At 70.9% G+C, this 25889-nt stretch carries 28 protein-coding genes and 1 riboswitch; of the genes, 21 read left to right on the top strand and 7 right to left on the bottom strand.

Annotated elements, in window-relative coordinates; all coding sequences use genetic code 11:
* The first annotated feature begins 117 nt into the window (after positions 1 to 117).
* Complete coding sequence (locus QFZ50_RS13050; RefSeq protein ID WP_307084817.1) at positions 118 to 573, top strand: hypothetical protein; 456 nt, start codon at positions 118 to 120, stop codon at positions 571 to 573.
* 7 nt (positions 574 to 580) lie between these two features.
* Here the strand turns inward: QFZ50_RS13050 and QFZ50_RS13045 are convergent, their stop codons facing one another.
* On the bottom strand, positions 581 to 1396 hold the full coding sequence (locus QFZ50_RS13045; protein WP_307084815.1) for a response regulator transcription factor: 816 nt from the start codon (positions 1394 to 1396) through the stop codon (positions 581 to 583).
* Between the two features lie 121 nt (positions 1397 to 1517).
* Positions 1518 to 1592, bottom strand: a riboswitch (cyclic di-GMP riboswitch).
* A gap of 163 nt (positions 1593 to 1755) precedes the next feature.
* Between QFZ50_RS13045 and QFZ50_RS13040 the strand changes: the two genes are divergently transcribed.
* From QFZ50_RS13040 to QFZ50_RS13015, 6 genes are all read left to right on the top strand, one after another.
* The gene (locus QFZ50_RS13040; protein ID WP_307084812.1) at positions 1756 to 2361 is read left to right on the top strand and encodes a LysE/ArgO family amino acid transporter; all 606 of its coding nucleotides are present in this window, start codon (positions 1756 to 1758) and stop codon (positions 2359 to 2361) included.
* 75 nt (positions 2362 to 2436) lie between these two features.
* A complete protein-coding gene (locus QFZ50_RS13035) occupies positions 2437 to 3429 on the top strand; it encodes a phosphodiester glycosidase family protein (RefSeq protein ID WP_307084811.1) in 993 nt (330 codons plus the stop codon).
* A 10-nt stretch (positions 3430 to 3439) separates the two neighbouring features.
* The gene (locus tag QFZ50_RS13030; protein WP_307084809.1) at positions 3440 to 4528 is read left to right on the top strand and encodes a bifunctional glycosyltransferase family 2/GtrA family protein; all 1089 of its coding nucleotides are present in this window, start codon (positions 3440 to 3442) and stop codon (positions 4526 to 4528) included.
* 69 nt (positions 4529 to 4597) lie between these two features.
* Positions 4598 to 5341: a DUF4956 domain-containing protein gene (locus QFZ50_RS13025; protein WP_307084807.1), complete on the top strand. Its 744-nt coding sequence runs from the start codon at positions 4598 to 4600 to the stop codon at positions 5339 to 5341.
* Positions 5338 to 6120 (top strand): polyphosphate polymerase domain-containing protein, encoded by a 783-nt coding sequence (locus QFZ50_RS13020; protein ID WP_307084805.1) that lies wholly within the window; start codon positions 5338 to 5340, stop codon positions 6118 to 6120. The genes QFZ50_RS13025 and QFZ50_RS13020 overlap by 4 nt, the downstream gene beginning before the upstream one ends.
* Positions 6121 to 6348: 228 nt before the next feature.
* Complete coding sequence (locus QFZ50_RS13015; RefSeq protein WP_307084803.1) at positions 6349 to 7785, top strand: carbohydrate-binding domain-containing protein; 1437 nt, start codon at positions 6349 to 6351, stop codon at positions 7783 to 7785.
* Between the two features lie 23 nt (positions 7786 to 7808).
* On the opposite strand, the gene QFZ50_RS13010 is transcribed toward QFZ50_RS13015, so the two are convergent.
* On the bottom strand, positions 7809 to 8033 hold the full coding sequence (locus QFZ50_RS13010; protein ID WP_307084801.1) for a hypothetical protein: 225 nt from the start codon (positions 8031 to 8033) through the stop codon (positions 7809 to 7811).
* A gap of 167 nt (positions 8034 to 8200) precedes the next feature.
* Between QFZ50_RS13010 and QFZ50_RS13005 the strand changes: the two genes are divergently transcribed.
* Entirely contained in the window at positions 8201 to 8668 is a 468-nt protein-coding gene (locus tag QFZ50_RS13005) for an arsenate reductase ArsC (RefSeq protein WP_307084799.1), read from the top strand.
* Here QFZ50_RS13005 and QFZ50_RS13000 read toward each other — a convergent pair whose 3' ends face one another.
* The gene (locus tag QFZ50_RS13000; protein WP_307084798.1) at positions 8669 to 9064 is read right to left on the bottom strand and encodes a cupin domain-containing protein; all 396 of its coding nucleotides are present in this window, start codon (positions 9062 to 9064) and stop codon (positions 8669 to 8671) included. It lies immediately after the preceding gene.
* Between the two features lie 119 nt (positions 9065 to 9183).
* Here QFZ50_RS13000 and QFZ50_RS12995 point away from each other — a divergent pair, with 119 nt between their 5' ends.
* From QFZ50_RS12995 to QFZ50_RS12955, 9 genes are all read left to right on the top strand, one after another.
* Positions 9184 to 9528: a PadR family transcriptional regulator gene (locus QFZ50_RS12995; protein WP_307084796.1), complete on the top strand. Its 345-nt coding sequence runs from the start codon at positions 9184 to 9186 to the stop codon at positions 9526 to 9528.
* On the top strand, positions 9525 to 10514 hold the full coding sequence (locus QFZ50_RS12990; protein WP_307084794.1) for a hypothetical protein: 990 nt from the start codon (positions 9525 to 9527) through the stop codon (positions 10512 to 10514). Before QFZ50_RS12995 ends, QFZ50_RS12990 begins: the two co-directional genes overlap by 4 nt.
* Positions 10515 to 10563: 49 nt before the next feature.
* Positions 10564 to 11877 carry a DUF2252 domain-containing protein gene (locus QFZ50_RS12985; protein WP_307084792.1) on the top strand — a complete coding sequence of 438 codons (1314 nt, stop codon included), beginning with the start codon at positions 10564 to 10566 and terminating at the stop codon, positions 11875 to 11877.
* A gap of 138 nt (positions 11878 to 12015) precedes the next feature.
* Positions 12016 to 13887 (top strand): molecular chaperone DnaK, encoded by a 1872-nt coding sequence (gene dnaK / locus QFZ50_RS12980; protein ID WP_307084791.1) that lies wholly within the window; start codon positions 12016 to 12018, stop codon positions 13885 to 13887.
* Between the two features lie 2 nt (positions 13888 to 13889).
* Entirely contained in the window at positions 13890 to 14549 is a 660-nt protein-coding gene (locus QFZ50_RS12975) for a nucleotide exchange factor GrpE (RefSeq protein WP_307084789.1), read from the top strand.
* A gap of 212 nt (positions 14550 to 14761) precedes the next feature.
* Positions 14762 to 15754 carry a DnaJ C-terminal domain-containing protein gene (locus QFZ50_RS12970; protein WP_307084787.1) on the top strand — a complete coding sequence of 331 codons (993 nt, stop codon included), beginning with the start codon at positions 14762 to 14764 and terminating at the stop codon, positions 15752 to 15754.
* A 63-nt stretch (positions 15755 to 15817) separates the two neighbouring features.
* Positions 15818 to 16234 (top strand): heat shock protein transcriptional repressor HspR, encoded by a 417-nt coding sequence (locus QFZ50_RS12965; protein WP_307086810.1) that lies wholly within the window; start codon positions 15818 to 15820, stop codon positions 16232 to 16234.
* 211 nt (positions 16235 to 16445) lie between these two features.
* Positions 16446 to 17012, top strand: a complete 567-nt coding sequence (locus tag QFZ50_RS12960) for a hypothetical protein (protein WP_307084785.1) — start codon at positions 16446 to 16448, stop codon at positions 17010 to 17012.
* Between the two features lie 50 nt (positions 17013 to 17062).
* Positions 17063 to 17764, top strand: coding sequence for a PspA/IM30 family protein (locus tag QFZ50_RS12955; protein WP_307084784.1), 702 nt, complete (start codon positions 17063 to 17065; stop codon positions 17762 to 17764).
* Here QFZ50_RS12955 and QFZ50_RS12950 read toward each other — a convergent pair.
* Positions 17721 to 18299, bottom strand: a complete 579-nt coding sequence (locus QFZ50_RS12950) for a hypothetical protein (protein WP_307084782.1) — start codon at positions 18297 to 18299, stop codon at positions 17721 to 17723. The two genes, QFZ50_RS12955 and QFZ50_RS12950, sit on opposite strands and share 44 nt — an antisense overlap.
* A gap of 88 nt (positions 18300 to 18387) precedes the next feature.
* On the opposite strand from QFZ50_RS12950, the gene QFZ50_RS12945 reads away from it, so the two are divergent.
* Complete coding sequence (locus tag QFZ50_RS12945) at positions 18388 to 19071, top strand: SDR family NAD(P)-dependent oxidoreductase (protein ID WP_307084780.1); 684 nt, start codon at positions 18388 to 18390, stop codon at positions 19069 to 19071.
* Here QFZ50_RS12945 and QFZ50_RS12940 read toward each other — a convergent pair.
* Positions 19068 to 20231 (bottom strand): MFS transporter, encoded by a 1164-nt coding sequence (locus tag QFZ50_RS12940; RefSeq protein WP_307084779.1) that lies wholly within the window; start codon positions 20229 to 20231, stop codon positions 19068 to 19070. The genes QFZ50_RS12945 and QFZ50_RS12940 overlap by 4 nt on opposite strands.
* A gap of 65 nt (positions 20232 to 20296) precedes the next feature.
* Here QFZ50_RS12940 and QFZ50_RS12935 point away from each other — a divergent pair, with 65 nt between their 5' ends.
* Entirely contained in the window at positions 20297 to 20893 is a 597-nt protein-coding gene (locus tag QFZ50_RS12935) for a TetR/AcrR family transcriptional regulator (protein ID WP_307084777.1), read from the top strand.
* Between the two features lie 24 nt (positions 20894 to 20917).
* Here QFZ50_RS12935 and QFZ50_RS12930 read toward each other — a convergent pair whose 3' ends face one another.
* Both QFZ50_RS12930 and trmB read right to left on the bottom strand, forming a co-directional pair.
* Entirely contained in the window at positions 20918 to 21949 is a 1032-nt protein-coding gene (locus QFZ50_RS12930; protein WP_307084776.1) for a DUF695 domain-containing protein, read from the bottom strand.
* A 27-nt stretch (positions 21950 to 21976) separates the two neighbouring features.
* Positions 21977 to 22855, bottom strand: a complete 879-nt coding sequence (gene trmB, locus QFZ50_RS12925; RefSeq protein ID WP_307084774.1) for a tRNA (guanosine(46)-N7)-methyltransferase TrmB — start codon at positions 22853 to 22855, stop codon at positions 21977 to 21979.
* Positions 22856 to 22985: 130 nt separating this feature from the next.
* Between trmB and QFZ50_RS12920 the strand changes: the two genes are divergently transcribed.
* Positions 22986 to 23753, top strand: coding sequence for a GAF and ANTAR domain-containing protein (locus tag QFZ50_RS12920; RefSeq protein WP_307084772.1), 768 nt, complete (start codon positions 22986 to 22988; stop codon positions 23751 to 23753).
* 360 nt (positions 23754 to 24113) lie between these two features.
* On the top strand, positions 24114 to 25790 hold the full coding sequence (locus QFZ50_RS12915; protein WP_307084770.1) for a DEAD/DEAH box helicase: 1677 nt from the start codon (positions 24114 to 24116) through the stop codon (positions 25788 to 25790).
* The last annotated feature ends 99 nt before the right edge of the window (positions 25791 to 25889 follow it).

The following is a 25889-nucleotide window of genomic DNA, read 5'->3' as shown; positions in this document are numbered from 1 at the left end:
GCCCGGCCGGGCGGCTGACGGAGCGGTCGCAACCACGATCCGCCAGCCTTCCGCAAGCTTTGCGCAAGAACATCGAGGGACTGCGCCGCGCGGTGCGCCCATCACTACGCTTGACCTGTGCCCATCCATCCCACCCCGCCCTCCGCCGGCCAGCACCAGGATCGCGGCACGACACCCCTCGGGACCGACGCCGCCCAGGTGCCGGACGCTCCCGGCAAGGCAGCGCAGCTCCTCGATCCGGCGGTCCTCCGGGACATGCGGCGGGACTTCTCCGACCCTGCGGCCGTGCAGCGGTTCGCCCGTGATTTCTGCGCCGACCTTCCGGGGAAGATCGACCGGCTGGATTCCAGGCTCACGGACGGGGACGCGGCAGGTGCCGAGGACGCCGTGCTCAGCGTGACGACCTCGGCGGCCATGGCGGGCGCACTGCGTCTCGGCCAGGCCGGGCGTGCGACCCAGCGCCTGATCGCGACCGGGAACCTCGAGGGTGCCCGGCGCACCGTGACCCTGCTGCGCGCCTGCGCTGCAGACACCATCCGCGAGTTCCAGGACGACCGCCCCGAGCACCCCTGACGCCCGCTCAGCGCGAGGTGGCGCTCCGCGGTACGATCCGGAAGCCCACGCCGCGCACGGTGACGATGAGGTCCGGATCCCCCTTGGTCCGCGCCAGCTTCTGGCGGAGGTTGGCGATGTGCACCTCGATGGCCCGTTCGTCCGTACGGCTCACGAAGTTGTAGCCCCGGTAGTCGCGGCCGCGTGAGATCCGCACCAGCTCCTCCTTGGTCCGCACGGCGCCGTTGCTCCGCATCAGCTCGTGCAGGAGGTTGAACTCGGTCTTCGTGAGCGGCAGCTCGACGCCGGCGCAACTCGCCGTGCGGGCCTCACCATCGACGACGAGGACGCCGTTCCGCAGGAGCGTGTCGGAGGACTCGAGGCGTTCGTCCTCCACCGGGATGCCCGCGGCAGCGGGAGCCGCGGACCGGGCCGGCGGCTGCTGCGCCACCAGGCCTGCGCGGGGCCTGCGGAGCATCGCGTCGATGCGCGCCCGGAGCTCCCGCGGCCGGAAGGGTTTCAGGACGTAGTCGTCGGCGCCGGCCTGGAGGGCGGTCAGGATGTCCAGTTCGTCGTCGCGTCCGCTGATGACGATCACGTAGCAGTCGGTGGTCGAGCGGATCCGGCGGAGGACCTCGTACCCGTCAATGTCGGGTAGCCCGATGTCGAGGGTCACCACGGTCGGATGCTCCTGGCGGACGACGTCGACGCCCTCGCGGCCGGTGGCCGCGTCGGTGACCTGGAAGCCGCCCTGCGCGAGGATGGCGGAGACCAGGTTGCGGATGTCGAGATCGTCCTCGATGACGACGGCCGCCCGGACGTCGCCGGGTCCGGAGCTACTCATGACGAGGCATCCCGTGATGGCTGTCGGCGGCGGAGGATGCGTGCCCGACGGCAGGCCATCCGGCCGATCGGGGCGCGATATTGAATTGGGGTGTCCGAGGCATACTCGTGGACCTGTTCTCTTCGGCGGCCCGGCTGACCGCATGGGTCCCGTGGCTTTGCGTCCCCGGCTCGCACCGGGTTTGCCTTTATCGACGAGCGGTTGCCCGCCCGACGATACTAGCAACCCCGACCGACACATCCGTGACGGCACGGTGCGCGGTCCGTGGCGTGCCGGGCGCGGTGCCGCGCGGGCACCGTGTCCGCCGGAACGGCGGCCGGCGGCACGACGGTCCGCCTCCCTGCTCCTACAGTGGGGAGGTGATCGCTACCGCCGCCGTCGGGTTCGCCACCGGACTGACCCTGATCGTCGCCATCGGATCGCAGAATGCCTTCGTGCTGCGGCAGGGCCTGCGGCGATCCCACGTGATGCTGGTCGTGGCGGTGTGCGCCAGTTCCGATCTCGTGCTGATCGTGCTCGGTGTCAGCGGGCTCGGGGCGGTCATCGAGCGGGCACCGGGCGTCCTCGAGGTGGTGCGCTGGGCAGGAGCGGCGTTCCTCGCCGGCTACGGCATCCTCGCGGCGCGCCGCGCGCTCCAGGGGGAGCACCTCGACGCCGACGGCGGGAGCACCACGATGTCGTGGCGTGCGGCCCTCGGAACCTGCCTCGCCCTCACCTGGCTCAACCCGCACGTGTACCTCGACACGGTCCTGCTGCTGGGGTCACTGGCGACCATGCACGGCACGCCGGGCAAGTGGTGGTTCGCCGCGGGGGCCGCCCTCGGGAGCCTCGTGTGGTTCTCCGCCCTGGGGGTCGGGGCCCGCTTCCTCGCGCCCCTCTTCGCCCGTCCATCGGCCTGGCGGGTCCTCGATGCGCTGATCGCCGTCGTGATGCTGGGGCTGGCCGTGATGCTCGTGCTGCGCTAGCGTCCGGGAGCACTGCACAGCCCCTGCACAAGAAGGGCACACGGCTGCCATAGGGCCGCTCCGTAGAAGTGGAGTATGCCGATCCACTCCGGGCCCCGCAGACCGGGCCGTCTCCGAACCACCGTCCTCGCGTCCTCCCTCGCCCTGACCCTCGCCGCCGGCGGGACCACGGCCTGGGCGCTCGACCGCTTCGTCATCGACAGGGTCGAGATCAGCGATGTGTCCGCGTACGAGGCGGCCCAGGCCGCCTCCACCGCAGACGCCACCCCCACCGCTACCGCGACAGCCACCGAAGCCCCCTCTGCGGCAGCCGACGTCCTGACCGACACGTCGTACGTGTCGGCGGACAGCAGTATCGGGATCTCCACCGTCGTCACCGGGTCCGGCGACGAGACGGTGACCTACTACGTCGCCGACGTCGAGCTGACCGACGCGACGACGCTCCGCTCGGCGTTCGCCGAGGACAGCTTCGGGGAGAACATCACCGAGACCACCTCGGCCGTCGCCGAGGCCAACGCTGCGGTCTTCGCGATCAACGGCGACTACTACGGCTTCCGCGACACCGGGATCGTCATCCGCAACGGCGTCGTCTACCGCGACGAAGGGGCCCGCCAGGGCCTCGCCTTCTACCGGGACGGCACCGTCCGGGTGTACGACGAGACCACGACGACGGCGGACCAGCTGCTCGCGGACGGCGTCTGGAACACACTCTCCTTCGGCCCGTCCCTCCTGGCGGACGGGGAGATCGCGGCGGGTATCGAGGACGTCGAGGTGGACACCAACGTCGGCAACCATTCCATCCAGGGCGAGCAGCCCCGCACCGCGGTCGGCGTGATCGACGAGAACCACCTGGTCTTCGTCGTCGTCGACGGACGCTCCGACGGCTACAGCGACGGCGTCACGATGACCGGGCTGGCCGAGATCATGCAGGGCCTCGGCGCCACGACCGCCTACAACATCGACGGCGGCGGCTCCTCCACCATGTACTTCGACGGCGAGCTGGTGAACAACCCGCTCGGCAGGGGCGAGGAACGCGGCACCTCCGACATCCTCTACATCGGGCAGTAGGGGAGCGACGGTGATCATCCTCATCCCCGCCTACCAGCCCGGGACCGCCCTGCCGCAGCTCGTGACCGACCTGCTCTCCGCGGATCCACGCCTGATCATCCTGGTGGTCGACGACGGCAGCGGCCCGGCCTTCAGCGCGGTGTTCGACGACGCCCGCCGTGCCGGGGCGACGGTGATCGGCTACCCGCGGAACCGCGGGAAGGGCCAGGCACTCAAGACCGGGTTCGGCTACGCGGAACGCCATCACCCGGGCCAGGACGTGGTCTGCGCCGATAGCGACGGCCAGCATGCCGTGCCCGACATCCTCTCCGTGGCGGAGGAGGTCCGGGCAGGCGATGACCGCACGATGGTCCTCGGCGAACGACGGTTCGACGGCGCGGTCCCGGCCCGCAGCCGCATCGGCAACGCCCTGACCAGGGCCCTGTTCCGCTCGGCGGCCGGAGGGGACCTGCACGACACCCAGACGGGGCTGCGCGGCTATCCGGCGCAGCTGGTGCCGTGGCTGCGCTCGGTCGGCGGCGACCGCTACGAGTACGAACTGAACCTGTTGCTCCGTGCCGGCCCGGCGGGCCACCGGATCGGCAGGGTGGCCATCTCGACCATCTACCTCGCCGGCAACGGCTCCTCCCACTTCCGTCCGCTCGTCGACTCCGTGCGGGTCTACGCACCCTTGCTCCGGTTCTCCCTGTCGTCGCTCGCCGCCTTCGGGGTGGACCTGGTGGCGTTCGTGGCCCTCGGGCTGCTGACGGACTCGCTGGTCCTGGCCGTCGTCGGTGCGCGGGTCGTCAGTTCGTCCGTGAACTTCCTCGTCAACCGGCGCTTCGTGTTCGGTGCCGGCCGGCACGCGTCGCAGCCGGGTGCCGCCCGCCGGTACTTCGCGCTCGTCGTCGCACTGCTCGCCGCGAACTACGCGGGGATCTTCGTGCTCACCGACCTCGGGGTCCCCGACGTCGCGGCGAAGGTCCTCACGGAGGCACTCCTCTTCGCCGTCAGCTTCGCCGCACAGCGGCGCTTCCTCGCCGTCCGGATCCCGGCGGCCGGGCACGGCGCACCGCCAGACCACCACCCGAACCGGCTCATAAGCCGTGCTGTGCCGTGACACAGCACCGGCACAGCCTCCACCCGCACCGTGGATACAGACCTTCCCACCGAACCCCGGAGAACACCCATGAACATCCTGATCCTCATCGCCGCCGACCTCCTGGCGATCACGCTCCTGACCTTCGGCCTGTACCTGCGGCGCCACCGACGCCGTGACCTGGTGGTCTCCTACCTCGGCATGAACGTGGGTGTCCTCGCGGTCGCCACGGCCCTCTCCGGCTCGGCGGCCGGCGTCGGCCTGGGACTCGGACTGTTCGGTGTCCTGTCGATCATCCGGCTGCGTTCCACCGAGCTCGCACAGCACGAGGTGGCCTACTACTTCTCGGCCCTCGCCCTCGGACTCATCGCCGGGCTCGGCGCCGAGCCGCTCTGGCTTCCCCTGGCGCTCATGGGCCTGATCCTCGCTGTCATGGTCATCGGCGACCACGCCCGGGTCCTGCCCGCCTACCGGCACCAGATCGTGGTGCTGGACCAGGCGATCAGCGACGAGGGAGTCCTCACCGCACGCCTGGCGGAGGTCCTCGACGCCAGGATCCACTCCGCGACGGTGTCGGAACTCGACCTCGTCAATGACAGGACGGTCGTCGAGGTCCGCTACGAGGCCGCCTCCATGCCTCCCCGGGCAGTGCCGGCGCCGGCAGTCACCCTGCCCGACAGCGCGGCCGGTACCACCTATCACACCGATCTCCCCGCGACGACGCCCGCCGCCGATCCCGCGGCTGTCCCGGCAGACGGGCCGGCGTCGCGACGGGCGGCGGAGGACACAGCCGATGCGGCCGTCCCTGCCGGTCGTCCGGCGAGGGCCGCGTGAACGGCGGGGACTTCGGCGGACTGGCTGCCCGGCCGCCGATCGGTCTCGAGGAACTGACCGGCGCCGCCGCCCTGCAGACCAGGATGGACCGGAAGTACGTGGTGGGAGCCCGCCGCGCGGCCGGCCTCGTCCGGGCCTTCGACGCCGACGTGAGGGTCCTCGAGATGCTCGGCCGGCGGTCCTTCGCCTACGACTCCGTCTACTTCGACACGGCGGGCCTCGACAGCTATCTGCTCGCCGCCCACGGCCGCCGCCGCCGGTACAAGATCCGTACCCGCACCTACGTGGACAGCGGCACGAGCTTCCTCGAGGTGAAGACCGAGGGCGCACGGGCCGCGACCGTGAAGGAACGCATCCCCTACGACCCCGCCGACAGCCACCGGCTGACCGGCGAGGGCCTCGCCTATGTCAACGAGACCCTGGCATGCGCCATCGGGTCGGTGCCCTCCGGGGCACTGGGACCCGTCCTCCAGACGAGGTACCGGCGCATCACGCTCTACCTGCCCGGCTCCGGAAGCCGCGCCACCATCGACCTCGGCGTCACCTGGCGGAAGCCCGACGGCCAGGCCTACGAGCTCGATGGTGCCGTCATCATCGAGACCAAGTCCGGCAGCGCCGCGAGCGCCCTCGACCGCCACCTCTGGGCCTCCGGTGTCCGCCCCAGCCGGATCTCGAAGTTCGCCACCGGCCTCGCGGCGCTCGACCCGGCACTCCCCGCCAACCGCTGGCACCGCACGCTGTCGACGTCCCTCCCGCTCCGCCCCCTCGACCGACCCTGACCAAAGGACTCCCCATGCGCACCTCCCCCCTCCTCCACGACACCCGGCACGGCTCTCAGGACCTCCGTCGCCGCCCTGGCCCTCACCCTCGCCCTCGCCGGCTGCAGCACGGGCACGGGCAGCGCCGGCAGCACCGGCGCCGGTACCTCGGTCTCCACACCGTCCACGGCGGGCACCCCCGAGGCAACGGCCACCGCCGGGGCGACCGACACGACCGACACGACCGATGTGACCGGCGCCGATGGGACCGCCGCCGTCGCCGCCTCCGCCATCACGGAGGACACCCACTACGACGACGACGACCTCACCTGGGACGCCGCCGAGGAGGTACCGGTGACCCTCGCCGACGGTGCCAGTACCGCGACCGGCGACGGCGTGAGCGTGGACGGCGACACCGTCACCGTCACCGCCGCCGGGACCTACCGCCTGTCCGGCACCCTCACCGACGGCCAGCTGGTCGTCGCGGCGGGGGAGGAGGGCGTGGTCCGGATCCTCCTCGACGGCGTGGAACTGACGAGCAGCACCGGCTCGCCCTTCGTCGTTTCGGGCGCGAACGAGGTCCTCCTGTATCTCGAGGACGGGAGCACCAACACGCTCACCGATGCCGGTGCCTACGCCGATACCGGCACCGACGCCCCGAACGCCGCCCTCTACTCGATGGCCGACCTCACCATCGGGGGCACGGGCTCCCTGACCGTGGAGGGGAACGCCGCCGACGGGATCGTCTCGAAGGACGGCCTCGTCCTCGCGGCCGGGGACGTCACCGTCGACGCCGTCGACGACGGCATCAAGGGCAAGGACTACATCGCCCTGCTCGGCGGCACCTGGGACGTGACGGCAGGCGGGGACGGCGTGAAGTCCACCAACGAGGACGAGGACGGGCGTGGCTGGTTCACCGTGTACGGCGGGCAGCTCGTGGTCTCCTCGGGCGACGACGGCGTCAAGGCCGCCACGCTCCTCACGGTCGATGCCGGCACGGTGGACGTCACCGGCTCTGTCGAAGGCCTGGAGGCACAGCACATCACGATCAACGGCGGCACGGTCGGGGTGACCTCGAGCGACGACGGCGTGAACGCCGCGGGCGGCTCGTCCTCCGCCGGCGGGATGGGCGGGATGGGAGGGATGGGCGGCGGCTCCATGGAGGTGGGCGACTACACGGTCACCGTGACCGGCGGGACCCTGACCATCGACTCCGAGGGCGACGGACTGGATTCCAACGGTGACGCGAGCATCACCGGCGGGACGGTCACCGTGAACGGGCCGTCGGGCGAAGGGAACGGCGCCCTGGACGTGAACGGCACCCTGACGGTCGACGGCGGGACCGTCGCCGCCGCCGGCAGCGCCGGCATGGCCGTCACGCCGGACGCGGCCTCCGCTCAGTCCGGGGTCCAGGTCACGTTCGGCTCCGCGCTCCCCGCCGGCACCGCCGTCCAGATCGCGACGGCGGACGGCACCGTCGTGGGGGCCTTCGTGACCGGCAAGGACACGGCCTCCCTCGTCTACTCCTCCTCGGCGATCACCGCGGGCGAGACCTACACGATCTACGCCGGGGGGACCACCACCGCGTCGGCGGGCATCACCGAGGGGACCCTCGACGGGGCGCAGGAACTCGGCACCGTCGTGGCAGGGGAGTACACGCAGGCCGCAGGGCCCGGCCGCCGCTGACCGCCACCGCCCGGCGAGGAGTGCTAGCCCTCGCCGTTGGCGTGTTCCTCGATCCAGTCGGTCGCGGCATCGGAGAGGAACACGCCGTCGGGTCCGCGCTCACCCAGCCACCAGGGGTCGGAGGCCACGAGGCCGCCCGCCCTGCTGATGTCCGCCACCACCTCGGGGCTGAGCGCCTCGCCGTTGTGCGCGATCAGCCAGTCCCGGGTCTGCGGTGTGACACCGTTCCACCACTGTTCGAGGTCCATGCCGGACAGTATTGCACCGGAGGCCCCGCCCGGCCCGGCATCGGGCGGGCGGGCGTCCGGTTCGACACCGGTCGCGGTGCCCGCCATACTCGACAGCGGCCGGGACCGATGTCCGGCGCCCTGCCCCTCCCCCTTCCCCTTCCCCTTCCCCTTCCCAGGAGAATCCCATGACCGCACCGTCCAGCACGCCGGGTACCCCGAAGGCCGTGCCGGTGGCAGGAAGGCCGTCGGTCCTGTTCGTCTGCGTGCACAACGCCGGCCGCTCCCAGATGGCCGCGGCATACCTGGAGCACCTGTCCGAGGGCCGCATCGAGGTGCTGTCCGCGGGGTCGCAGCCCGCCGACAGGGTCAACCCTGCAGCCGTCGAGGCCATGGCCGAGGAGGGCATCGACATCACGGCCGGGACCCCGACGCTCCTCACACCCGACGCCGTGGAGGCGTCCGACGTCGTCGTGACCATGGGCTGCGGGGACGAATGCCCGTACTTCCCGGGGAAGCGCTACGAGGACTGGGTGCTGGAGGACCCGGCCGGCAAGGGTGTCGACGCCGTACGGCCCATCCGCGACGGGATCCGGGTCCGTGTCCAGCAGCTCATCACCGAGCTGCTGCCTGCAGGCGGTGCCACCGGCGCGTAGCTACGCGTGCCCGGCGTCGTCCTTCCATTCCTGGATGATGCGCGGCGACGCGTGGATGCACATCATCCGCAGCGGGCCGTCGCCGTCGTTCGTGAAGCCGTGCCACACGCCGGCGGGCGCCACGACGGTGTCACCCGCCGCGCCATCGAGCGCCGCCGTGCCGAGCGTGAACCGGACATGTCCCTCGATCACCACCCACGTCTCGGTGTACGGGTGCCGGTGCAGGGAGACGGTGTCGCCGGGGTCGTTGTCCACCGCGAAGTAGGACACGGCGGAACCGAACGCCTCGCCGTCGAACCGGCGCGTCCTGCTGCCCGGCAGCGCGAGTTCCTCCTTCCTGATGGTGCGTGCCGGCGCGGCAGTGGCGGCGGCCGGGCTCGTGGTCCGGTGGTCCATGGATGCCTCCTGGTTCGATGCGACAGCGGGTAGACGCCGCGGACGCGCCGATCTCATCGCGATGGGCGGCATCATTGTGCCTCTTGCTATAGTGTGCGACGCACACTATAGTTTCGGGCATGGCAAACGATGAGGACCTGATTGCCGGGCACCTGCAGGAACTGCGGCGCGGGACGGTCGTCCTCGCATGCCTCACCCGGCTGCGCACCCCCGACTACGGGTACGCGCTCCTCGAGTCACTCGACGGCCTGGGCATCCAGGTCGACGCGAACACGCTCTACCCCCTCCTGCGGCGCCTCGAGAAACAGGGGCTGCTGACGAGTGAGTGGAACACTGCCGAATCCCGTCCGCGGAAGTTCTACCGGACGAGCCCGGCCGGCGACGACCTCGCCGCCACCCTCACGGCCGACTGGGACCGGCTGACAACCTCGCTCCATCGCCTCGCCGAAGGGGAAGTGCCATGACCACGTTGACCGATCGCTATGTGTGGGCCGCTGTGCGGACCGTCCCGGAGTCCCAGCGCTCCGGCCTCGACCCCGAGATCAGGGAGCTGATCGGCGACGCCGTCGATGCCCGCCTCGCCTCCGGCGAGGACTCTGCCGCCGCCGAGCGCTCGGCACTGGTCGGGCTGGGGGACCCGGAGCGCCTCGCGGCGGACTACGTGGACCGGCCCCTCACGCTCATCGGGCCGCGCTACTACCTGGACTGGCTGCGGCTCCTGAAGACGCTCGTCGCCATCGTGGTCCCCATCGCCGCCGTCGTCGTGCTGGTGGTGCAGCTCCTCACCTCGGGGAGCGTCGGGGGAGCGATCGGCGGCGCGGTGTCGACGGCGATCACCGCGACGGTGCACATCGGCTTCTGGACCACGCTGCTCTTCGTGGTCCTCGAGCGCAGCGGAACCGCCGACACCGGCATGGGGTGGACGGTCGAGCGCCTCCCCGAGCTGCCGGACCGCACGCGCGACGGGCGCCTGACCGAACTCGTCGCCTCCCTCGTCTTCCTCGCGCTCTTCGCCGGAGCGATCCTGTGGCAGCAGATCCGGTCCGTCGCCCTCGCCGACGACGGCAGCGCGATCCCCCTGCTCGACCCCGCCCTGTGGTCCTTCTGGCTCCCGTGGTTCCTGGCACTGATCGTCCTCGAGGCCGGCTTCGCCCTCTGGCTGTACCTGCGCGGCTGGTCCTGGTCCGCCGCCGTCGTCAATGTCGTCCTCAATCTCGCCTTCGCGGTCCCTGCAGTCCTCCTGTGGTCCGAGGGGCGGCTGCTCAACCCGGACTTCGTCGACGCCGTCGGCTGGGATCCGGCGGTCGCGACAGGCGGTGGCTGGACCGTCGTGTCCGTCGTCACCGGGGGGACGGTACTGATCGCGGCCTGGGACGTGGTGGACGGCTTCCTGAAGGCGCGGCGGGCCACGGTCCCGGCGCTGCGGCAGCCGGTTCCAGCATCGCGCTGAGGCGACCGGGCCGCCCGGAGCGGCGCCGGGGGCGGCGTACCGTGGGCTGATGGCAGCCACCGATCCCCGTCAGCAGCACATCGTCAGTACCCTCGTCGACGCCCATCAGGACCTGATGGGCGTCGACCCCCTGGCCTTCCGTGCCCGGTTCCGGAAGATGGCCGCGGATCCCTACGCCTTCTACCGCGGGAGTGCGTCCCTGTTCTATACCGACATGGCGCAGCTCGAGGACGCCTGGGCGGACGAGCGGACGAGCCGGGTGTGGATCCACGGTGACCTGCACGCCGAGAACTTCGGCACCTACATGAGCAACCAGGGCCGTCTCACCTTCGACGTCAACGACTTCGACGAGGCGTACGTGGGCCACTTCTCCTGGGACCTGCGCCGTTTCGTCGCGTCGCTGACCCTGCTGTGCTGGCAGAAGGCCCTGCCGTCCCGGGCGGTGCGGGAGCTCGCCCGTGTCTACCTCGAGGCGTACCTCGGCCGGGTCGCGGACTACGTGGAGGACGAGCGGTCCACCTTCGCCTTCGGGCTGGAGAACACGGCAGGACCCATCCACCGGGTCCTGCAGCAGGCCCGCGCCGCGCGGCGCACCCGGCTCCTCGATGCGCTCACGCTCATCGAGGACTACGAGCGTCAGTTCAGGGACGACGGCTCGATCAGGACGCTCGGCGACGACGAGCGCGCCGAGGTGGCGGAGGCCTTCGAGCGGTACCTGGAGACCATCCCCGACAGCGAACGCTCGCGCCGGCGCGTCTTCTACCGGGTGAAGGGCATCGTGGGCAAGAAGGGCTTCGGGATCGGCAGCGCCGGCCTGCCCACCTACAACGTGCTGATCGAGGGCTTCGACGAGGCGCAGGAGAACGACATCATCCTGACGATGAAGCAGTCGACCATCGCCGCTCCGAGCCGGATCGTCGAGGACCAGCGGGTCCGCAGCTACTTCGAGGACGACGGACACCGGGCCGTCGTCAGCCAGCGGTCCCTGCAGTCCCACACCGATCCGTTCCTGGGCCACACCAGCATCCGCGGCGTCTCGTTCGTCGTGTCCGAACTCTCCCCCTACAAGCGGGACCTCTCCTGGGACGACCTGACGGAGCCGGAGCAGATGGAACCCGTCCTCGAGGCGCTGGGCCAGGCCACCGCGAAGATCCACTGCTCCACGGACGAGGACAGCGACCACGATCTGGTGCCCTTCCGCACCGAGACCGCCATCCTCGACGCCGTCGGGCGATCGCGCGCAGGGTTCATCGACGACATCGTCGGGTTCGGCGAGGCCTATGCGAACACGGTGCGGGAGGATCACGCCCTGTTCGTCGACGCCTTCCGGGAGGGTCTCATCACCGCTGTCCCCGCTACCTGAGGAGAGGAGTTGAGTCAAGAGGACTCAACTTCGTTTTGATCCTGGACATCTCACGGCTATACTTGAGTGCAGAACGCTCAATCTACGCGCCCGGCGGATGAGCGCCTCGCAAATCCCGGGCAGTCGAAAGGAAATTGCATGTCACGTGCAGTAGGTATTGACCTCGGAACCACCAACTCGGTCGTCTCGGTCCTCGAAGGCGGCGAGCCCACCGTCATCGCGAACGCCGAGGGCGCGCGCACCACGCCCTCGATCGTCGCTTTCTCCAAGTCCGGCGAGGTCCTGGTCGGCGAGATCGCCAAGCGCCAGGCCGTCAACAACATCGACCGCACCATCGCCTCGGTCAAGCGCCACATGGGCACCGACTGGACCGTCGCCATCGACGACAAGAAGTACACGCCGCAGGAGATCTCGGCCCGCATCCTCCAGAAGCTCAAGACCGACGCGGAGAGCTACCTCGGCGAGAAGGTCACCGACGCCGTCATCACGGTGCCCGCGTACTTCAACGACGCCGAGCGCCAGGCCACCAAGGAGGCCGGCGAGGTCGCGGGCCTGAAGGTGCTGCGCATCGTCAACGAGCCCACCGCGGCAGCCCTCGCCTACGGACTGGACAAGGGCAAGGAAGACGAACTGATCCTCGTGTTCGACCTCGGTGGTGGAACGTTCGACGTCTCCCTCCTCGAAGTCGGCAAGGACGAGGACGCGTTCTCGACCATCCAGGTCCGCTCCACCGCCGGTGACAACCGCCTCGGTGGCGACGACTGGGACCAGCGCGTGGTCGACTACCTGCTGTCCCAGGCGAAGGCCAAGGGCGCGGACTTGTCGAAGGACAAGATCGCCCTGCAGCGCCTCAAGGAAGCTGCCGAGCAGGCCAAGAAGGAACTGTCCTCGGCGACGTCCACCAACATCTCCCTTCAGTACCTCTCGGTCACGCCGGACGGCCCCGTCCACCTCGACGAGCACCTGTCACGCGCCAAGTTCCAGGACCTCACCAAGGACCTGCTGGACCGCACCAAGAAGCCGTTCCAGGACGTCATCGCCGAGGCCGGCATCAAGGTCGCCGACATCGACCACATCGTCCTCGTCGGCGGTTCCACCCGCATGCCAGCGGTCAGCGAGCTGGTCAAGGAGCTCGCAGGCGGCAAGGAGCCCAACAAGGGCGTCAACCCGGACGAGGTCGTGGCCGTCGGAGCCGCCCTGCAGGCCGGTGTGCTGAAGGGCGAGCGCAAGGACGTCCTGCTGATCGACGTCACCCCGCTGTCCCTCGGCATCGAGACCAAGGGTGGGATGATGACCAAGCTCATCGAGCGCAACACCGCCATCCCCACCAAGCGCAGCGAGACCTTCACCACCGCGGACGACAACCAGCCGTCCGTCGCCATCCAGGTCTTCCAGGGCGAGCGCGAGTTCACCCGCGACAACAAGCCGCTGGGCACGTTCGAGCTGACCGGCATCGCGCCGGCCCCGCGCGGCGTCCCGCAGGTCGAGGTCACCTTCGACATCGACGCCAACGGCATCGTGCACGTGTCCGCGAAGGACAAGGGCACGGGCACCGAGCAGTCGATGACCATCACCGGTGGGTCGTCCCTCTCCAAGGAGGACATCGACCGCATGGTGCGCGAGGCCGAGGAGCACGCAGCCGAGGACAAGCAGCGCCGCGAGGCCGCCGATACCCGCAACGGTGCCGAGCAGCTCGCCTACTCGGTGGACAAGCTCATCGCCGACAACTCGGACAAGCTGCCCGAGGAGGTCCGCAACGAGGTCCAGGCCGATGTCGACGCCCTGAAGAAGGCGCTCGAGTCGCAGGACAACGACGCCGAGGTGAAGTCGGCCTTCGAGAAGCTGCAGGCCTCCCAGTCCAAGCTCGGCGAAGCGATCTACGCCTCCGCCCAGCAGGACGCGGGCTCCGCAGGTGGCGCCTCCAGCGACGACCAGCCGGCCGCCGAAGGCACCGACGAGGACATCGTCGACGCCGAAGTGGTCGACGACGACATCAACGAGAAGAAGTAGCCATGCCGCACCACGGAAACGAAGAAGAGCACGCGTCAGAGCCGGTGAGCTCATCCGATAACCGGAAGATCGACCCTGAGACGGGCGACGTCCGTGGGCAGCAGAACGACGCCGGTACACCGGCCGCGGAGGAGTCCGCGGCCGGTGGGCAGGCCGGTCCTGCCGGCGACGCCTCCGAGGGGGACGCCCTGGCACAGGCCGAGGCGATCCTGAACGAGGCCGGCGCCGAAGGGGACAACCCGGCGGTGGACGTCGTCGCGGAACTCCGCAACGACCTGCTCCGCCTGCAGGCCGAGTACGTCAACTACCGGCGCCGCGTGGAGCGGGACCGTGATGTCGCACGCGATCAGGCGGTCATCGGCGTCATCAACTCGCTGATGCCCGTCCTCGACGACATCGACGCCGCACGCCAGCACGGCGATCTCGCCGAGGGACCCTTCGCGGCCATCGCGGGCAAGTTCGAGAACGCCCTCAGGACGTACGAGCTCACCCGCATCGACGAGGTCGGCGTCGCCTTCGACCCGAACATCCACGAAGCGCTCATGCAGCAGCCGAGTGCGGACGTCCAGGCTGATAGCGTCAGCCAGATCCTCCGCGTGGGCTACCGCAAGGGCGAGCGCGTCCTCCGGGCCGCGCAGGTCATCGTGGCGGTTCCGGAGTAACTGAAATGCCGGGTGGGGCAGTCTTCCCGGGCCAACGAAATTCCTGCGCTCGCAGAGCTCGCTACGGAATATTGAAGGCCCTACAGAAGACGGCCCCACCCGTCTGTCCGTGACTGACCCGGGTGTCGATAGGACACCCGGCACACGGCGGGGATTCGGCCGGTCGTCCCGGCCCCTATATCTTTAGCAACATCTACGGAAGGAGACGCCAATTGGCTAGTCAGGATTGGGTCGACAAGGATTTCTACAAGATCCTGGGTGTCTCCAAGGACGCGTCCGCCACAGATATCAAGAAGTCGTACCGGAAGCTGGCGCGCAAGTACCACCCCGACCAGAACCAGGGTGACGCCGCATCCGAGAAGACGTTCAAGGACGTGTCGGAGGCCTACTCGGTGCTGTCCGACGACGAACAGCGCCAGCAGTACGACGCCATCCGTGCGATGGGCGGGGGAGCGCGGTTCTCCGCCGGCGGTGCCGGTGGTGGTGCCGGTGGTGGCGCGGGCTTCGAGGACATCTTCGGGAACCTGTTCGGTCAGGGGACGGGCACGCGCCAGCGCACCGGCTTCTCCAACAGCAACCTGCCCCCCGAGTTCGCCGACCTGTTCGGCGGCGGCGGTGCCGGTGGCGGCTTCCCCGGTGGCTTCCAGTCCACGCGTCCGCAGAAGGGCGCCGACCGCACCGCCACCACCTCCATCTCCTTCGCCGGATCCATCAACGGGACCACCATCGGCCTGCGCGAACCCTCGGGAGAGCAGATCGACGTGCGGATCCCCGCGGGCATCCGGGACGGGCAGAAGGTCCGTGTGAAGGGCAAGGGGCAGCCGGGACAGGCCGGTCCGGGAGACCTGATGGTCACCGTCTCCGTCAAGGAGCACCCGCTGTTCAAGCGCGACGGCGACAACATCCGGGTGCACGTACCGGTCAGCTTCCCCGAGGCCGCGCTCGGGGCCCAGATCGAGGTCCCCACGCTCTCGGGCGAGCTCGTGAAGATGAGGGTTCCCGCCGGCACACCGTCGGGCCGGACCCTGCGGCTCAAGGGCCGGGGTGTGAAGACCTCCAAGGGCACGGGGGATCTGCTCGTGACCGTCGACGTCACGGTCCCGCAGAACCTGTCCCGTGACGCCGAGGCCGCCGTGGAGTCCTTCCGGGAGGCCACGAAGGACGCCGACCCGCGCGCCGGCCTCGCCGCGAAGGCGCGCCTGTAACAGTAGATCCGAGCGACCGCCGGCAGCCCCGGCGACGGAAGGAGGCAGACCGTGGACTACACGATGCCCATCTATGTCATCTCCGTGGCCGCCGAACTCGCCGACATGCACCCGCAGACCCTGCGCCAGTACGACCGGCTCGGTCTCGTGACGCCGAGCCGGGCGCCGGGCCGGGCGAGGCGCTACTCGCAGAAGGACGTCGGGACGCTGCGCGAGATCCAGCGGCTCTCCCAGGAGGGCGTATCCCTCGAGGGGATCCGCCGCATCCTCCAGCTCGAGAACCAGGTGGCGGCCCTCCAGGCGCGCGTCACCGAGCTGTCCTCCGAGCTGTCCTCCCGCAGGGCCCACGCGGAGTCGAGCCGCGTGTTCGCCGCCGGGCTCGCGGGCGACGTCGTCACCCTGTCCCGCGGTCAGCGCCCGCGACCGCGCAGCCAGGCGCTCGTGGTGTGGCGCCCCGATACCGCGCGCACCGCGCACTAGCCGCTCCCGCTCGTGGCGCCCGCCGTCGTTCCCGGTTTCCGCGGCCCGTGTGCCGCGCAGACGGCGAGTCGCGCCCGGACACACAGGGTCGAGGCTGAAAGCCGTGACCGACGACGACCCCGCCCGGGGTGCCCTCGCCGCCGATCCCGGGTGGAATATGTCAGGACGCCCGGGCAAACTGGAGAGATGGAATTCCTCCCGGAGTCACGCCATGTTTGAGCTCTTCGTCGAAGCCCTCGCGATCGGGGCCGGTGTGCTCGCCGTCCTCGGTACCGGTACGGGCGTGGCCGGGTGGCTCGTGGTGCGCAAGGTCAGGCGGTCGCACATCATCGAACGCACCCGGGACCGCGGCATGCTGGCTGCGCGCGCCTACGCGCCGGACCGGCTGACGCGGGAGCCCGCGCGGCTCATCGGTGACCTCAGGCGCTCCTCCCGCGCCACCCATCTCGCCCTCGCGGAGGCCACGGCGCAGCGGCGTCCCGTCGGGGACCTGCCGCGCGCCGCCGCCGAGATCGACCAGGCGGCGGCCTCGCTCGAGAACCTGCTGAGGGCCGCCGACCGCGAGCCCAACCGGGCGCTGAAACAGGAGTGGACCACCGATCTCGCAGCACAGGCCCGGGCGCTCGACGAGCTCTCCGCCGATCTGCGCCGCTGCCTGCTGCAGACCTCGCGGTCCATCGACACCCTCCAGCTCGAGCAGGCCACCCACCGCCTCCGCACCGAGATCTCCGCCATGGCCACGTGGCGGGACAGCTACGGGAACCGGCAGACCTGGTGACCGGTTGGACTAGGTAGCCGCAACCCACTCACCGACCCGGGGGTCCTCCAGTGACGATCAAGCGCCGCATCACGCGCATCGTGCAGGCCAACCGTTACGCTGCGGCCGAAGCGAAGGAGGACCCGCGGGTCCAGGCGCAGAACGCGCAGCAGGCGCAGCGTGCCCTCCTCGACCAGGCGCGCCGGGGAGCCGCGGACGTCGCGGCCCATCACCACCGGGTGGGCCTGGCCGCGAACGAGGCCGCCGACTACGTGAACCGCGTCGAGGCCGCTGCCGCCGCCGCCGTGCAGCGGGGGGACGACGACGCCGCCCGGGCGGCGATCCGCGAGTCGATGACGGCACGGAGGCGCCTCGAGACCCTCACCCGGCAGTTGCACGAGGCGGAGCAGCAGGCGCGCCGACTCCACGACGACGTGCAGCGGCTCGAGCAGCGCGTGCAGCAGAACGCCATGGAGTACGACGCCATGCTCGCCCGACGGGCGGCCGCGCAGGCGGCCATCGGCGTCCATGACGCGCTGGCATCGTCCTCCCGCGAGGCGGCGGCGATCGACGCCGCCCGGCGCAGGGCCGAACTCGAGGTGCGGCGCTTCGAGGCCCAGGCCCAGGCCCGCGAGGAACTGTCCTGGACCGATCCCTCGTCACCGCGTCTCCAGCAGGCCTTCGAGGAACTCGAGGCGGACGCCGCCGCCCAGCAGGAACTCGAGGAACTCAAGCGGAGGAACGGCCGAGGCTATCCTCCCGTGCAGCGCTGAGCGCCCGCAGGAGGGCGTCGTCGACGTCCTCCTCATGCGCGAGCCGGATGCGCCAGGCGAACGGATCCGTCGTGCGAACCGGTTCGAGGGCGGGCAGGTCCGGGACCGCCAGCCGGAAGAACAGATCCACCGCGGTCCTGGTGCTCGGTGTGAGCTGGGCGAACTTCCGTCGCGGTGTCTGGAGCGAGACGTAGGTCTTGCGCATCTGGATGGTCACCCCCGGTGTCTGCCCGGCCCAGAGCAGGATCCTGTCGGCGACCGGCCTGAGGGCGGGCCGGTCGGCGTACTGCGCGGCGTACAGCTCGTCGGCGGATTGCCGGAAGACGTCGGGGAGTCCGAAGACCTCCCAGTCGATGCTCATCCGGTTGTACCCGGTGACGCCCTGGTCCTGCAGCCAGCGGGAGAGGTCCTCGCGGGTGGTGATCCCTGCCGAGCGGGCGTCCGTGGCCCAGTCCGCCGGGGTCCGGCCCGTGGTGCGGAGCAGCCGCGCCGCGTTCGTCCCGACCATCGACTGCCAGCTCAGCATCTCACCCATGCCCACACTGTAACGGGACCGGTACGGCGCAGGACGTGCCCGGATGCCTGCCCGGATGCGCCCCGGAAGGCGTTGCTACACTCGGCGCATGACTGAGCTGAGCGGTGCCCACGTCCTCGTCGTCGGCGCTACCGGGGTCCTCGGAGCCGAGCTGTCCCGCCAGCTCGCGGCGCAGGGCGCGCAGCTCACCCTGTCCGGCCGGTCCGGGGACAAGCTGGACGGACTGGGAAAGGAACTCGGGGACGCCGTCGTCGGTCGGGTTGCCGCGGATCTGGGCAGGCCCACCGGCCCGGCCGACATCGCCGCGGCCGTCTACGGCCGTGATCTGGACGGGCTGGTGTTCGCCTCCGGCGTCGTGGCCTTCGGCCCCGCCGTCGAGGTGGACGACGACACCCTCGACGAGCTCGTGCTCGTCAACCTGCTCGGCTACATGCGGCTCGTCCGCGCGGTCGCCCCCTCGCTCGGGAAGGACTCGTTCATCGCGCAGATCAGCGCCGTCGTCGCCGAGAGCCCGACCGCGAACATGGCGGCGTACTCCGCCACGAAGGCAGGGCTGAGCGCGTACGGGAAGGCGCTGACGCTCGAACTGCGCCGGCAGGGCGTGCGGGTCATCGACGCGCGTCCGCCGCACACCGAGACGGGCCTTGCCGCGCGGCCCATCGCCGGCGCGGCACCGAGGCTGCCGCAGGGCAAGGACCCGGTGGCCGTCGCCGCACGCATCGTCGCGGCCATCCGCGACGGTGAGCGGGACCTGCCCTCGTCGGCCTTCTAGGGCTGCCCGCCCGACGGCGGACCGGTCCTGCCCCGTGCGCCCGCCACGGGTGCGAGGGCGCTCGCGGCACAGGCCAGGGCCGCCGCCGAGAAGGCGACGGCAGTGCTGCCCGTCTGCAGGAGGAGCCCCGTGAGGGTTGCCCCGGCCGCCTGCCCGAGCACGAGGGCGATGAACAGGATCGCTGTCCCGGCCGCGCTGTCCGTGGCCGCTGCCGACGACCACAGGATCAGGACGGAGGTCGCCGCGGTGTAGGCCAGGCCGAAGAGGGCCGCAGCGGTGTAGGCGGCCGGGAGGGAGCCGGGCGCTGCCCCGACGAGCGCCGTCGCCGCCGCCGTGACGAGGGCCGACACCGGCCAGGTCACGGAGACGGGATGGGCGGCGAGCCGGCCCGCCACCGCGGCAGCCGCTGCCCCGCCGAGTCCCAGGGCGATCCACGCGCCGGCCGAGAGCGTCACGTCCATACCACCCGCCTGCTCGAGCGTGGCCCTGCCGTGGACCCAGACGGCGGCGCACCCGATGCCGAAGACGAAGGCCCCGCCGAGCGGCCTGGCCAGTCCGTCGACACTCGAGCGCGAGAAGAGCCGGGGCGCGGCCCGATCCGCGGGAGGACGGGCGCCGGGTAGGCCGGTCCTCCTGTCCAGCCGCAGGACGGCGAGCATCGACCCCGCGGCGAGAACCGCCACCAGCACCCAGGCCAGGCGCCATGCCTCGCCGAGCACGAGCGACAGGACGCCCGCGAGGACCACACCGAAGCCCGTTCCCGCATTGACCACCGACTGGACCCGCGACTGTCCCGCGGGGTGGGTGTTGCGGCGGACCAGTTCCACCATGGCGGGAGAGGCGAAGCCGGCTCCCATGCCGGCGAGGAGCACCCCTCCCGCGAACACCGCGGTGTTCTCGGCGCCGGCGATACCGGCGCTGCCCGTCGCCGCCGAGAGTCCTGCGAGCAGGACCACCCCGCGGGGGTGGAGGGACGCATGGCGGAAGCCGATGCCGGCGGCCACGCAGTAGAGGATCGAGGAGCCGGATGCCAGCAGTCCGCCCAGGGCGGGCGTCAGGGGAAACGTCGCGGAGAACGCCGGCAGGAACAAGCCGTAGCCGAGGCGCGCCAACCCATAGGTCACGGCGATGAGAGCCACGCCGGAGGTCGCGAAGAGCACCCGGGGGAGTCGGGACGGTGACTGTAACGCTCGTTTCATTGAAACGAACGTTATACCCTTGTCCCATGGCATCACAACCAACTGCCCGGGACCGGCTCCTCGATGCGGCGGAAGACCTGGCAGCCACGCAGGGGGTGAACATCACCTCCGTCGACGCGATCCTCGACCGCGCGCGGGTGTCACCCGCCACCCTCTATGCGCACTTCGGCAACAAGGAAGGCCTGATCACCGAGGCCCTGCGCCGCAGGCTCGCCCGGTGGGACACCACGTGGCAGGAGTGCATCGACGACGCCGACAGCCGCGAGGAGAAGCTGCTCGCAGTCTTCACGGCCCTCTCCCGCCACCGGCGAGCGCTCACCCCCTCGCGGTGGTGCGTGTTCCTGGGCGTCGCTGCGGAGACCCCGCACCCCGGGCGCGACCTGCAGGACACGCTCGCCGCCGATACCCGGCTGCTCCTCGGCCGGCTCGAGGACCTCGCCGGGCCCGTCGTGGGCGCGGAGCAGGCACCCCTCCTGGCGCGCCGGATCGTCCTGGTCTACACCGGGGTGCTCGGGATGATCCTCCGCGGAGCGGATGTGGACGCGGCCACCGCAGAGGGCCGCAGCATCGCCGCCCTGGCGCTGCATGCCGTCGGGGCGGCGGCACCGGCGGTCCGACGCTGACGCTCCCGCCGGCCGGAGCGCGCCTCACGCGAAGTCCTGTACCTTCCTCCACCCGGGATCGAGCGCATGCCGGGCGGACACGGGTCGACGTTCGCGTGCGGCCGCGTCGAGGACGTCCCGCCCGTTCTGGTCCTCCGAGTCCGAGTAGAAGTGGAACGTCCGTGCGCCCTTCGAGGTCTCGACCGCGACGAGCATCCCGCGGGGGCCGAGGGCGCGCACGAGAGCCTCCTCGAGCTCGTCCAGCGTCGCCAGTGCCTCGGGCCGGGGGAGGCCCCGTTCATCGGCGTCGAACGGGACGCGCAACGCGGTGTGCAGGTCGAAGCGGGGGTGGTCGATCCAGCGCAGCGGACGCAGGACCCGCACGAGGATCGGGTCGCCCGCCCCGAGCGTCCCCTGCATCACGAGCCAGCCCGGAGCGGGCAGTGTCCGCGCCAGTCCGGCCACCCGGGACGGCAGGTCCACGGCCGGGACGCTGTCCACGACGTCGTTCACGATGCAGTCCACGCGGCGCACCCAGCGTTCCACGTCGTCCTCCCCGAGCAGCCATTCGAGCAGCAGCACGCACAGGCCGTGCTCGTCGTCCCACTGGCCGGTGAACCCGGGGTTGTACACGGAGACGATGAACCCGTCGCCCTTGAGCGTCACGGCAGCGTGCACGCGGGTGCGGCTCAGGTCGAACGTCCTGCCGCGGTAGGTGATGGTGGAGTCGAGCATGTCCGGCCTGGCGCTGCGAGCGGGGATGAACTCCCAGCGCCGGCTCGACGGCGGCGACGCCCGGTACCAGCGCTCGGCCACGGGGCGCAGGGCGGGATCGCCTCCGCTGGACACGCACAGCGTGTGCTCGGCGTCGACGCCGGTCCGGGTCTCCCACTCGAGACCGTGGGCGATCGCCCTCACCTTCCGGGTCATCACGTCGACGTAGGCCTCGAAGTCACCGGCCCGGGTCGCGGTGGTCAGCAGATCCTCGCCCTCCTCGGCCCACCACTGCCAGAACGCGACGATGGGGTCCCCGCGGTGTGCGCGTCCGGGCCGTGCGCGTCGGCTGAAGAGTGCCATGGTCCCCGTTTCCCTGGTGTCCTCGGGTCAGCGACGGCGGTAGGTGAGGTCGAAGACCATCCGTCCGGCCTTGATCGCCTTGTTCTCGAAACTCGTGAGGGTCCGGCCCTCGAACCGCGGTGCCCACCCGCCCAGTTCGTCGATGCCCTCGTTGACGCCCGTGTTCCCGGTGCTCACCGGGTCGCGGCCCTCGCGCACCGGCGCGCCGCCCACCACGGACTCCACCCCGCTCTCCCACACCTGGGTGAGGGGGCTGGCGGTGCCCGCACGTTCGCCGTCGTGCAGGTTCTCGAAGTGCGCGCTCGCGTCCAGGACGGCACGCATCTGCACGGCGTAGCTGGACCAGTCGGTGGCCAGGCGGAAGATGCCGCCGGGCTCGAGGACGCGTGCCGCCAGGTCCACGTAGTCCTCCTTGACGAGCCGGCGCTTGTGGTGCCGGGCCTTGTGCCAGGGGTCGGGGAAGAAGGTCCACAGCTCGGCGACGGAGGACGCGGGGATCATGCCCGCGAAGGCCTCGGTCGCATTGACCTGAGCGGTCCGCACGTTCGTCAGGTCCTTCTGGCTGATCCGCAGCATGGTCTGGGCGAGTCCCGGACGATAGACCTCGAGGGCCAGGTAGTCGCGGTCCGGGTCGAGCTCGGCGGCATGCGTGATGGCCTCGCCGAGTCCCGAACCCACCTCGACGACGAGCGGTGCGGTCCGCCCGAAGGCCGTGCCGGCGTCGAACACGAACCCCGGGGCCACGGAGGTGTCCGCGTTCGCGACGCGCGGCACGTCGACGAGGAAGTCCTCGGCGAGTTCGTCCCACGCCTCGCGCCGCCGGCCCTGGAGGCGCGAGCCCCGACGGACGAAGGACACGGGCTGCGTGCGGTGCGGCTGGTCGGGGGTGTGTGCTTGAGGCTCCATCAGTCCCAAGGCTACCGGCAGCTCATCGGCGGGCACTGCACCCGTCCCGCCCTCCGGGCCGGCAGGCGGTGCTCTGGTGTGAGCAGGAGGACGGTGGCAGAGTGAGGTCACGAACCCGAGGAGGCGCGCGATGAATACGGGTTTTGGTCCGGTGTCGGCGGGATCGGGACGCGGTGGGGCCACCGGTGACCTGGCGACGCAGCTGAGCGAGCTCGCACGGGACCTCCGGCGGCAACCGGACGTGGACTCGACCCTCACCGGGATCGTCCACGCGGCTCTCTCGCTGATCCCGGCGGCCACCGCGGCATCGGTCAGCCTCGTCCGCGCACGCCGCCGCGTGGAATCCCGGGCCGCGTCCGGGGAGCTGCCCAGGATCATCGACGCCCTGCAGACGGAGACCGGTCAGGGCCCGTGCCTCGATGCGGTCTTCAAACAGCGGATCGTCCGGGTCCCCAACGTCCGGGACGATCCCCGCTGGCCCGACCTCGCGCAGCGCGCCTGGGATGCCGGGGCGCGCAGCATGCTCTCGTTCCAGCTGTCCGTGGACCGCGACAATCTCGGCGCCCTCAACCTGTACGGGTCGGAGGTCGGTGAATTCGGGGAGGAGTGCGAGCAGGTGGGCCTCCTCGTCGCCGCGCACGCCGCGATCGCGCTCGCCGATGCCCAGGAGATCTCGAACCTCACCGCGGCGCTCGTGAACCGGGACGTGATCGGCCAGGCCAAGGGCATCCTGATGGAACGCCACAAGCTCACCGCCCACGAGGCGTTCCTCGTCCTGTCCTCGGCGAGCACCACGACGAACACCAGGCTGATCGAGGTCGCCGAGCAGCTCGCGGCCCGCGGCGACCTGGCGGTCCGGCACCGTCAGGGCAGGCAGCCCCCGCCCGCCCACCCGTAGGCCGGCCGTGCCGACGGTGCGCCTCCCGGCCGGAGCCGGTGTCGGTTCTGCACCCTCACGCAGGGTCACCGTCGCGGCGGGAGGTCGCACGGGCCCGTCACGGACCGGGTGTCTCCGCCGTGTGACCTGCGCCGATGCGGGATCGGGGGCGTTCTGCTGGTAAACTGGGAACACTTGCCTGCGCAGGGCGGATCGGTTCCGCCAGTGAGATGCGCAGCCTGCGTCGCTAGAACGCATTCTTTTGTCCCGCATCCAGCTCCCGGCATCCGGAAGCGCGGTGGACACTGTCTGACTTTTCTTCGGCGAACCCCCGCACCGACCGGTGCCGGGGAGTATGAGAAGAAAGCTCGTGTACTTCACATGACTACTTTTGCTGCCCTCGGTGTGCCCAAAGCGCTGGTCGAGAACCTCGCCGCGCAGGGCATCACCGAACCATTCCCCATCCAGGTCAAGTCCCTCCCGGACTCCCTGGCCGGGCGCGACGTCCTCGGCCGCGGCCGCACCGGCTCGGGCAAGACCCTCGCCTTCGCGCTGCCGATGGTCGCCCGCCTCGCCGAGCAGGAAGCGGCCTACCGCCGCAAGCCCGGGCGCCCCCTGGCGCTCGTGCTCGCTCCCACGCGTGAGCTCGCCACCCAGATCAACGCCACCGTCGAGCCGCTCGCCAAGGAGCTCGGACTCAACACCACGGTGATCTACGGCGGCGTGTCCCAGCAGCGCCAGGAGAAGGCGCTGCGCGCAGGCGTCGACATCGTCATCGCCTGCCCGGGACGCCTCGAGGACCTGATGCGCCAGAAGCTCATCACGCTCGAGTCCGTGGAGGTCACCATCCTCGACGAGGCCGATCACATGGCCGATCTCGGCTTCCTGCCCGTCGTGAAGAAGCTCCTCGACACCACGCCCGCCGACGGCCAGCGACTGCTGTTCTCGGCCACGCTCGACAACGGCGTGGACAAGGTGGTCAACCGCTACATGACCAACCCCGTCACCCACTCGGTCGACGATCCGCAGGCCGCGGTCACCACCATGGAGCACCACGTGCTCATGGTCGGCGACCAGACCCAGAAGAAGCAGCTCATCGTCCAGCTCGCCTCGGGCACCGGGCGTCGCCTGCTCTTCATGCGCACCAAGCACCACGCCCGGAAGCTCGCCAAGACCCTGACCGATGCCGGCATCCCCGCCGTCGATCTCCACGGCAACCTGTCCCAGAACGCCCGGGACAGGAACCTGGCCGAGTTCTCCTCGGGCGACGTCCGTGTCCTGGTCGCCACCGACGTGGCCGCCCGCGGCGTGCACGTCGACGACGTCGAGCTCGTGGTCCACGTGGATCCGCCCACGGAACACAAGGCGTACCTGCACCGCTCGGGCCGCACGGCCCGTGCCGGCTCCTCGGGAACGGTGGTCACCATCACCCTGCCCGAGCAGAAGTCGGAGGTGCACAAGCTGATGAAGGCCGCAGGCGTGGACGTCGCGTTCGAGACCGTCAAGGCGACCTCCCCGCTGGTGCTGTCCCTGACCGGCGAGCTCGCGGAGAAGATCGATCCCCGCACCCGCGCGGCGCTCCTGGCGTCCCGTGAGTCCGCCCGCGGCGAGGGCACCTCGACCGGCGCCAACGCCGAGCGCAAGCGCGCCCGTCGCGGTGCGGCCGCCCCTGCGGCCGGAGGCCGTGGTGGACGCGGTGGGCGCGGACGCGTGTCCGCTGATCCGCAGGCGTCCCAGGGCAACCGGGCCGACCGCCGCAAGGACCAGCCGCAGGCACCCCGCTTCGGGTCCGACGCCGGTACCGCTCCGAGGACCGGCGGCTCGCGCCGCCGGGCAGACGAGCCCCGCACCGCCTCGGAGACGACGACGCGCAGCCGCCGTCCCGCCTCCGGCCAGCGTGTCGGTGACGCCGTCCGCCGCACCGCTGCGGGAGCCCCCGCCGCAGGCGGCCAGCGCAGCCACGCGCCGTCGTCGGCCCCGCGGACCGAGGGCGCACGCCGCGCCCCCGGTTCCCGCAGGGCGAGCGCGCCGGCGTCGAACGATCGCCGCACCCGCTGACCGACCCCCGGTCCCGGCACGACGGAAGGACCCCTACCCGGACGGGTAGGGGTCCTTCCTTTTGTCCGGAGGTGGTGCGCCCGTCCGGCGGGTGGGGAA

The organism is Arthrobacter agilis, from assembly GCF_030816075.1.
Lineage (GTDB): Bacteria > Actinomycetota > Actinomycetes > Actinomycetales > Micrococcaceae > Arthrobacter_D > Arthrobacter_D agilis_E.
The sequence above is the reverse complement of the archived record's forward strand: the minus strand, read 5'-3'. Positions and strand labels throughout refer to the sequence as shown.

Coding starts and splice junctions, on each gene's coding strand:
- QFZ50_RS13045 (WP_307084815.1), bottom strand. CDS start 1,396: ATGAGTAGCTCCGGACCCGGCGACGTCCGGGCGGCCGTCGTCATCGAG.
- QFZ50_RS13035 (WP_307084811.1), top strand. CDS start 2,437: ATGCCGATCCACTCCGGGCCCCGCAGACCGGGCCGTCTCCGAACCACC.
- QFZ50_RS13025 (WP_307084807.1), top strand. CDS start 4,598: ATGAACATCCTGATCCTCATCGCCGCCGACCTCCTGGCGATCACGCTC.
- QFZ50_RS13010 (WP_307084801.1), bottom strand. CDS start 8,033: ATGGACCTCGAACAGTGGTGGAACGGTGTCACACCGCAGACCCGGGAC.
- QFZ50_RS13005 (WP_307084799.1), top strand. CDS start 8,201: ATGACCGCACCGTCCAGCACGCCGGGTACCCCGAAGGCCGTGCCGGTG.
- QFZ50_RS13000 (WP_307084798.1), bottom strand. CDS start 9,064: ATGGACCACCGGACCACGAGCCCGGCCGCCGCCACTGCCGCGCCGGCA.
- QFZ50_RS12995 (WP_307084796.1), top strand. CDS start 9,184: ATGGCAAACGATGAGGACCTGATTGCCGGGCACCTGCAGGAACTGCGG.
- QFZ50_RS12990 (WP_307084794.1), top strand. CDS start 9,525: ATGACCACGTTGACCGATCGCTATGTGTGGGCCGCTGTGCGGACCGTC.
- QFZ50_RS12985 (WP_307084792.1), top strand. CDS start 10,564: ATGGCAGCCACCGATCCCCGTCAGCAGCACATCGTCAGTACCCTCGTC.
- dnaK (WP_307084791.1), top strand. CDS start 12,016: ATGTCACGTGCAGTAGGTATTGACCTCGGAACCACCAACTCGGTCGTC.
- QFZ50_RS12975 (WP_307084789.1), top strand. CDS start 13,890: ATGCCGCACCACGGAAACGAAGAAGAGCACGCGTCAGAGCCGGTGAGC.
- QFZ50_RS12965 (WP_307086810.1), top strand. CDS start 15,818: ATGCCCATCTATGTCATCTCCGTGGCCGCCGAACTCGCCGACATGCAC.
- QFZ50_RS12960 (WP_307084785.1), top strand. CDS start 16,446: ATGTTTGAGCTCTTCGTCGAAGCCCTCGCGATCGGGGCCGGTGTGCTC.
- QFZ50_RS12950 (WP_307084782.1), bottom strand. CDS start 18,299: ATGGGTGAGATGCTGAGCTGGCAGTCGATGGTCGGGACGAACGCGGCG.
- QFZ50_RS12945 (WP_307084780.1), top strand. CDS start 18,388: ATGACTGAGCTGAGCGGTGCCCACGTCCTCGTCGTCGGCGCTACCGGG.
- QFZ50_RS12935 (WP_307084777.1), top strand. CDS start 20,297: ATGGCATCACAACCAACTGCCCGGGACCGGCTCCTCGATGCGGCGGAA.
- QFZ50_RS12930 (WP_307084776.1), bottom strand. CDS start 21,949: ATGGCACTCTTCAGCCGACGCGCACGGCCCGGACGCGCACACCGCGGG.
- trmB (WP_307084774.1), bottom strand. CDS start 22,855: ATGGAGCCTCAAGCACACACCCCCGACCAGCCGCACCGCACGCAGCCC.
- QFZ50_RS12920 (WP_307084772.1), top strand. CDS start 22,986: ATGAATACGGGTTTTGGTCCGGTGTCGGCGGGATCGGGACGCGGTGGG.
- QFZ50_RS12915 (WP_307084770.1), top strand. CDS start 24,114: ATGACTACTTTTGCTGCCCTCGGTGTGCCCAAAGCGCTGGTCGAGAAC.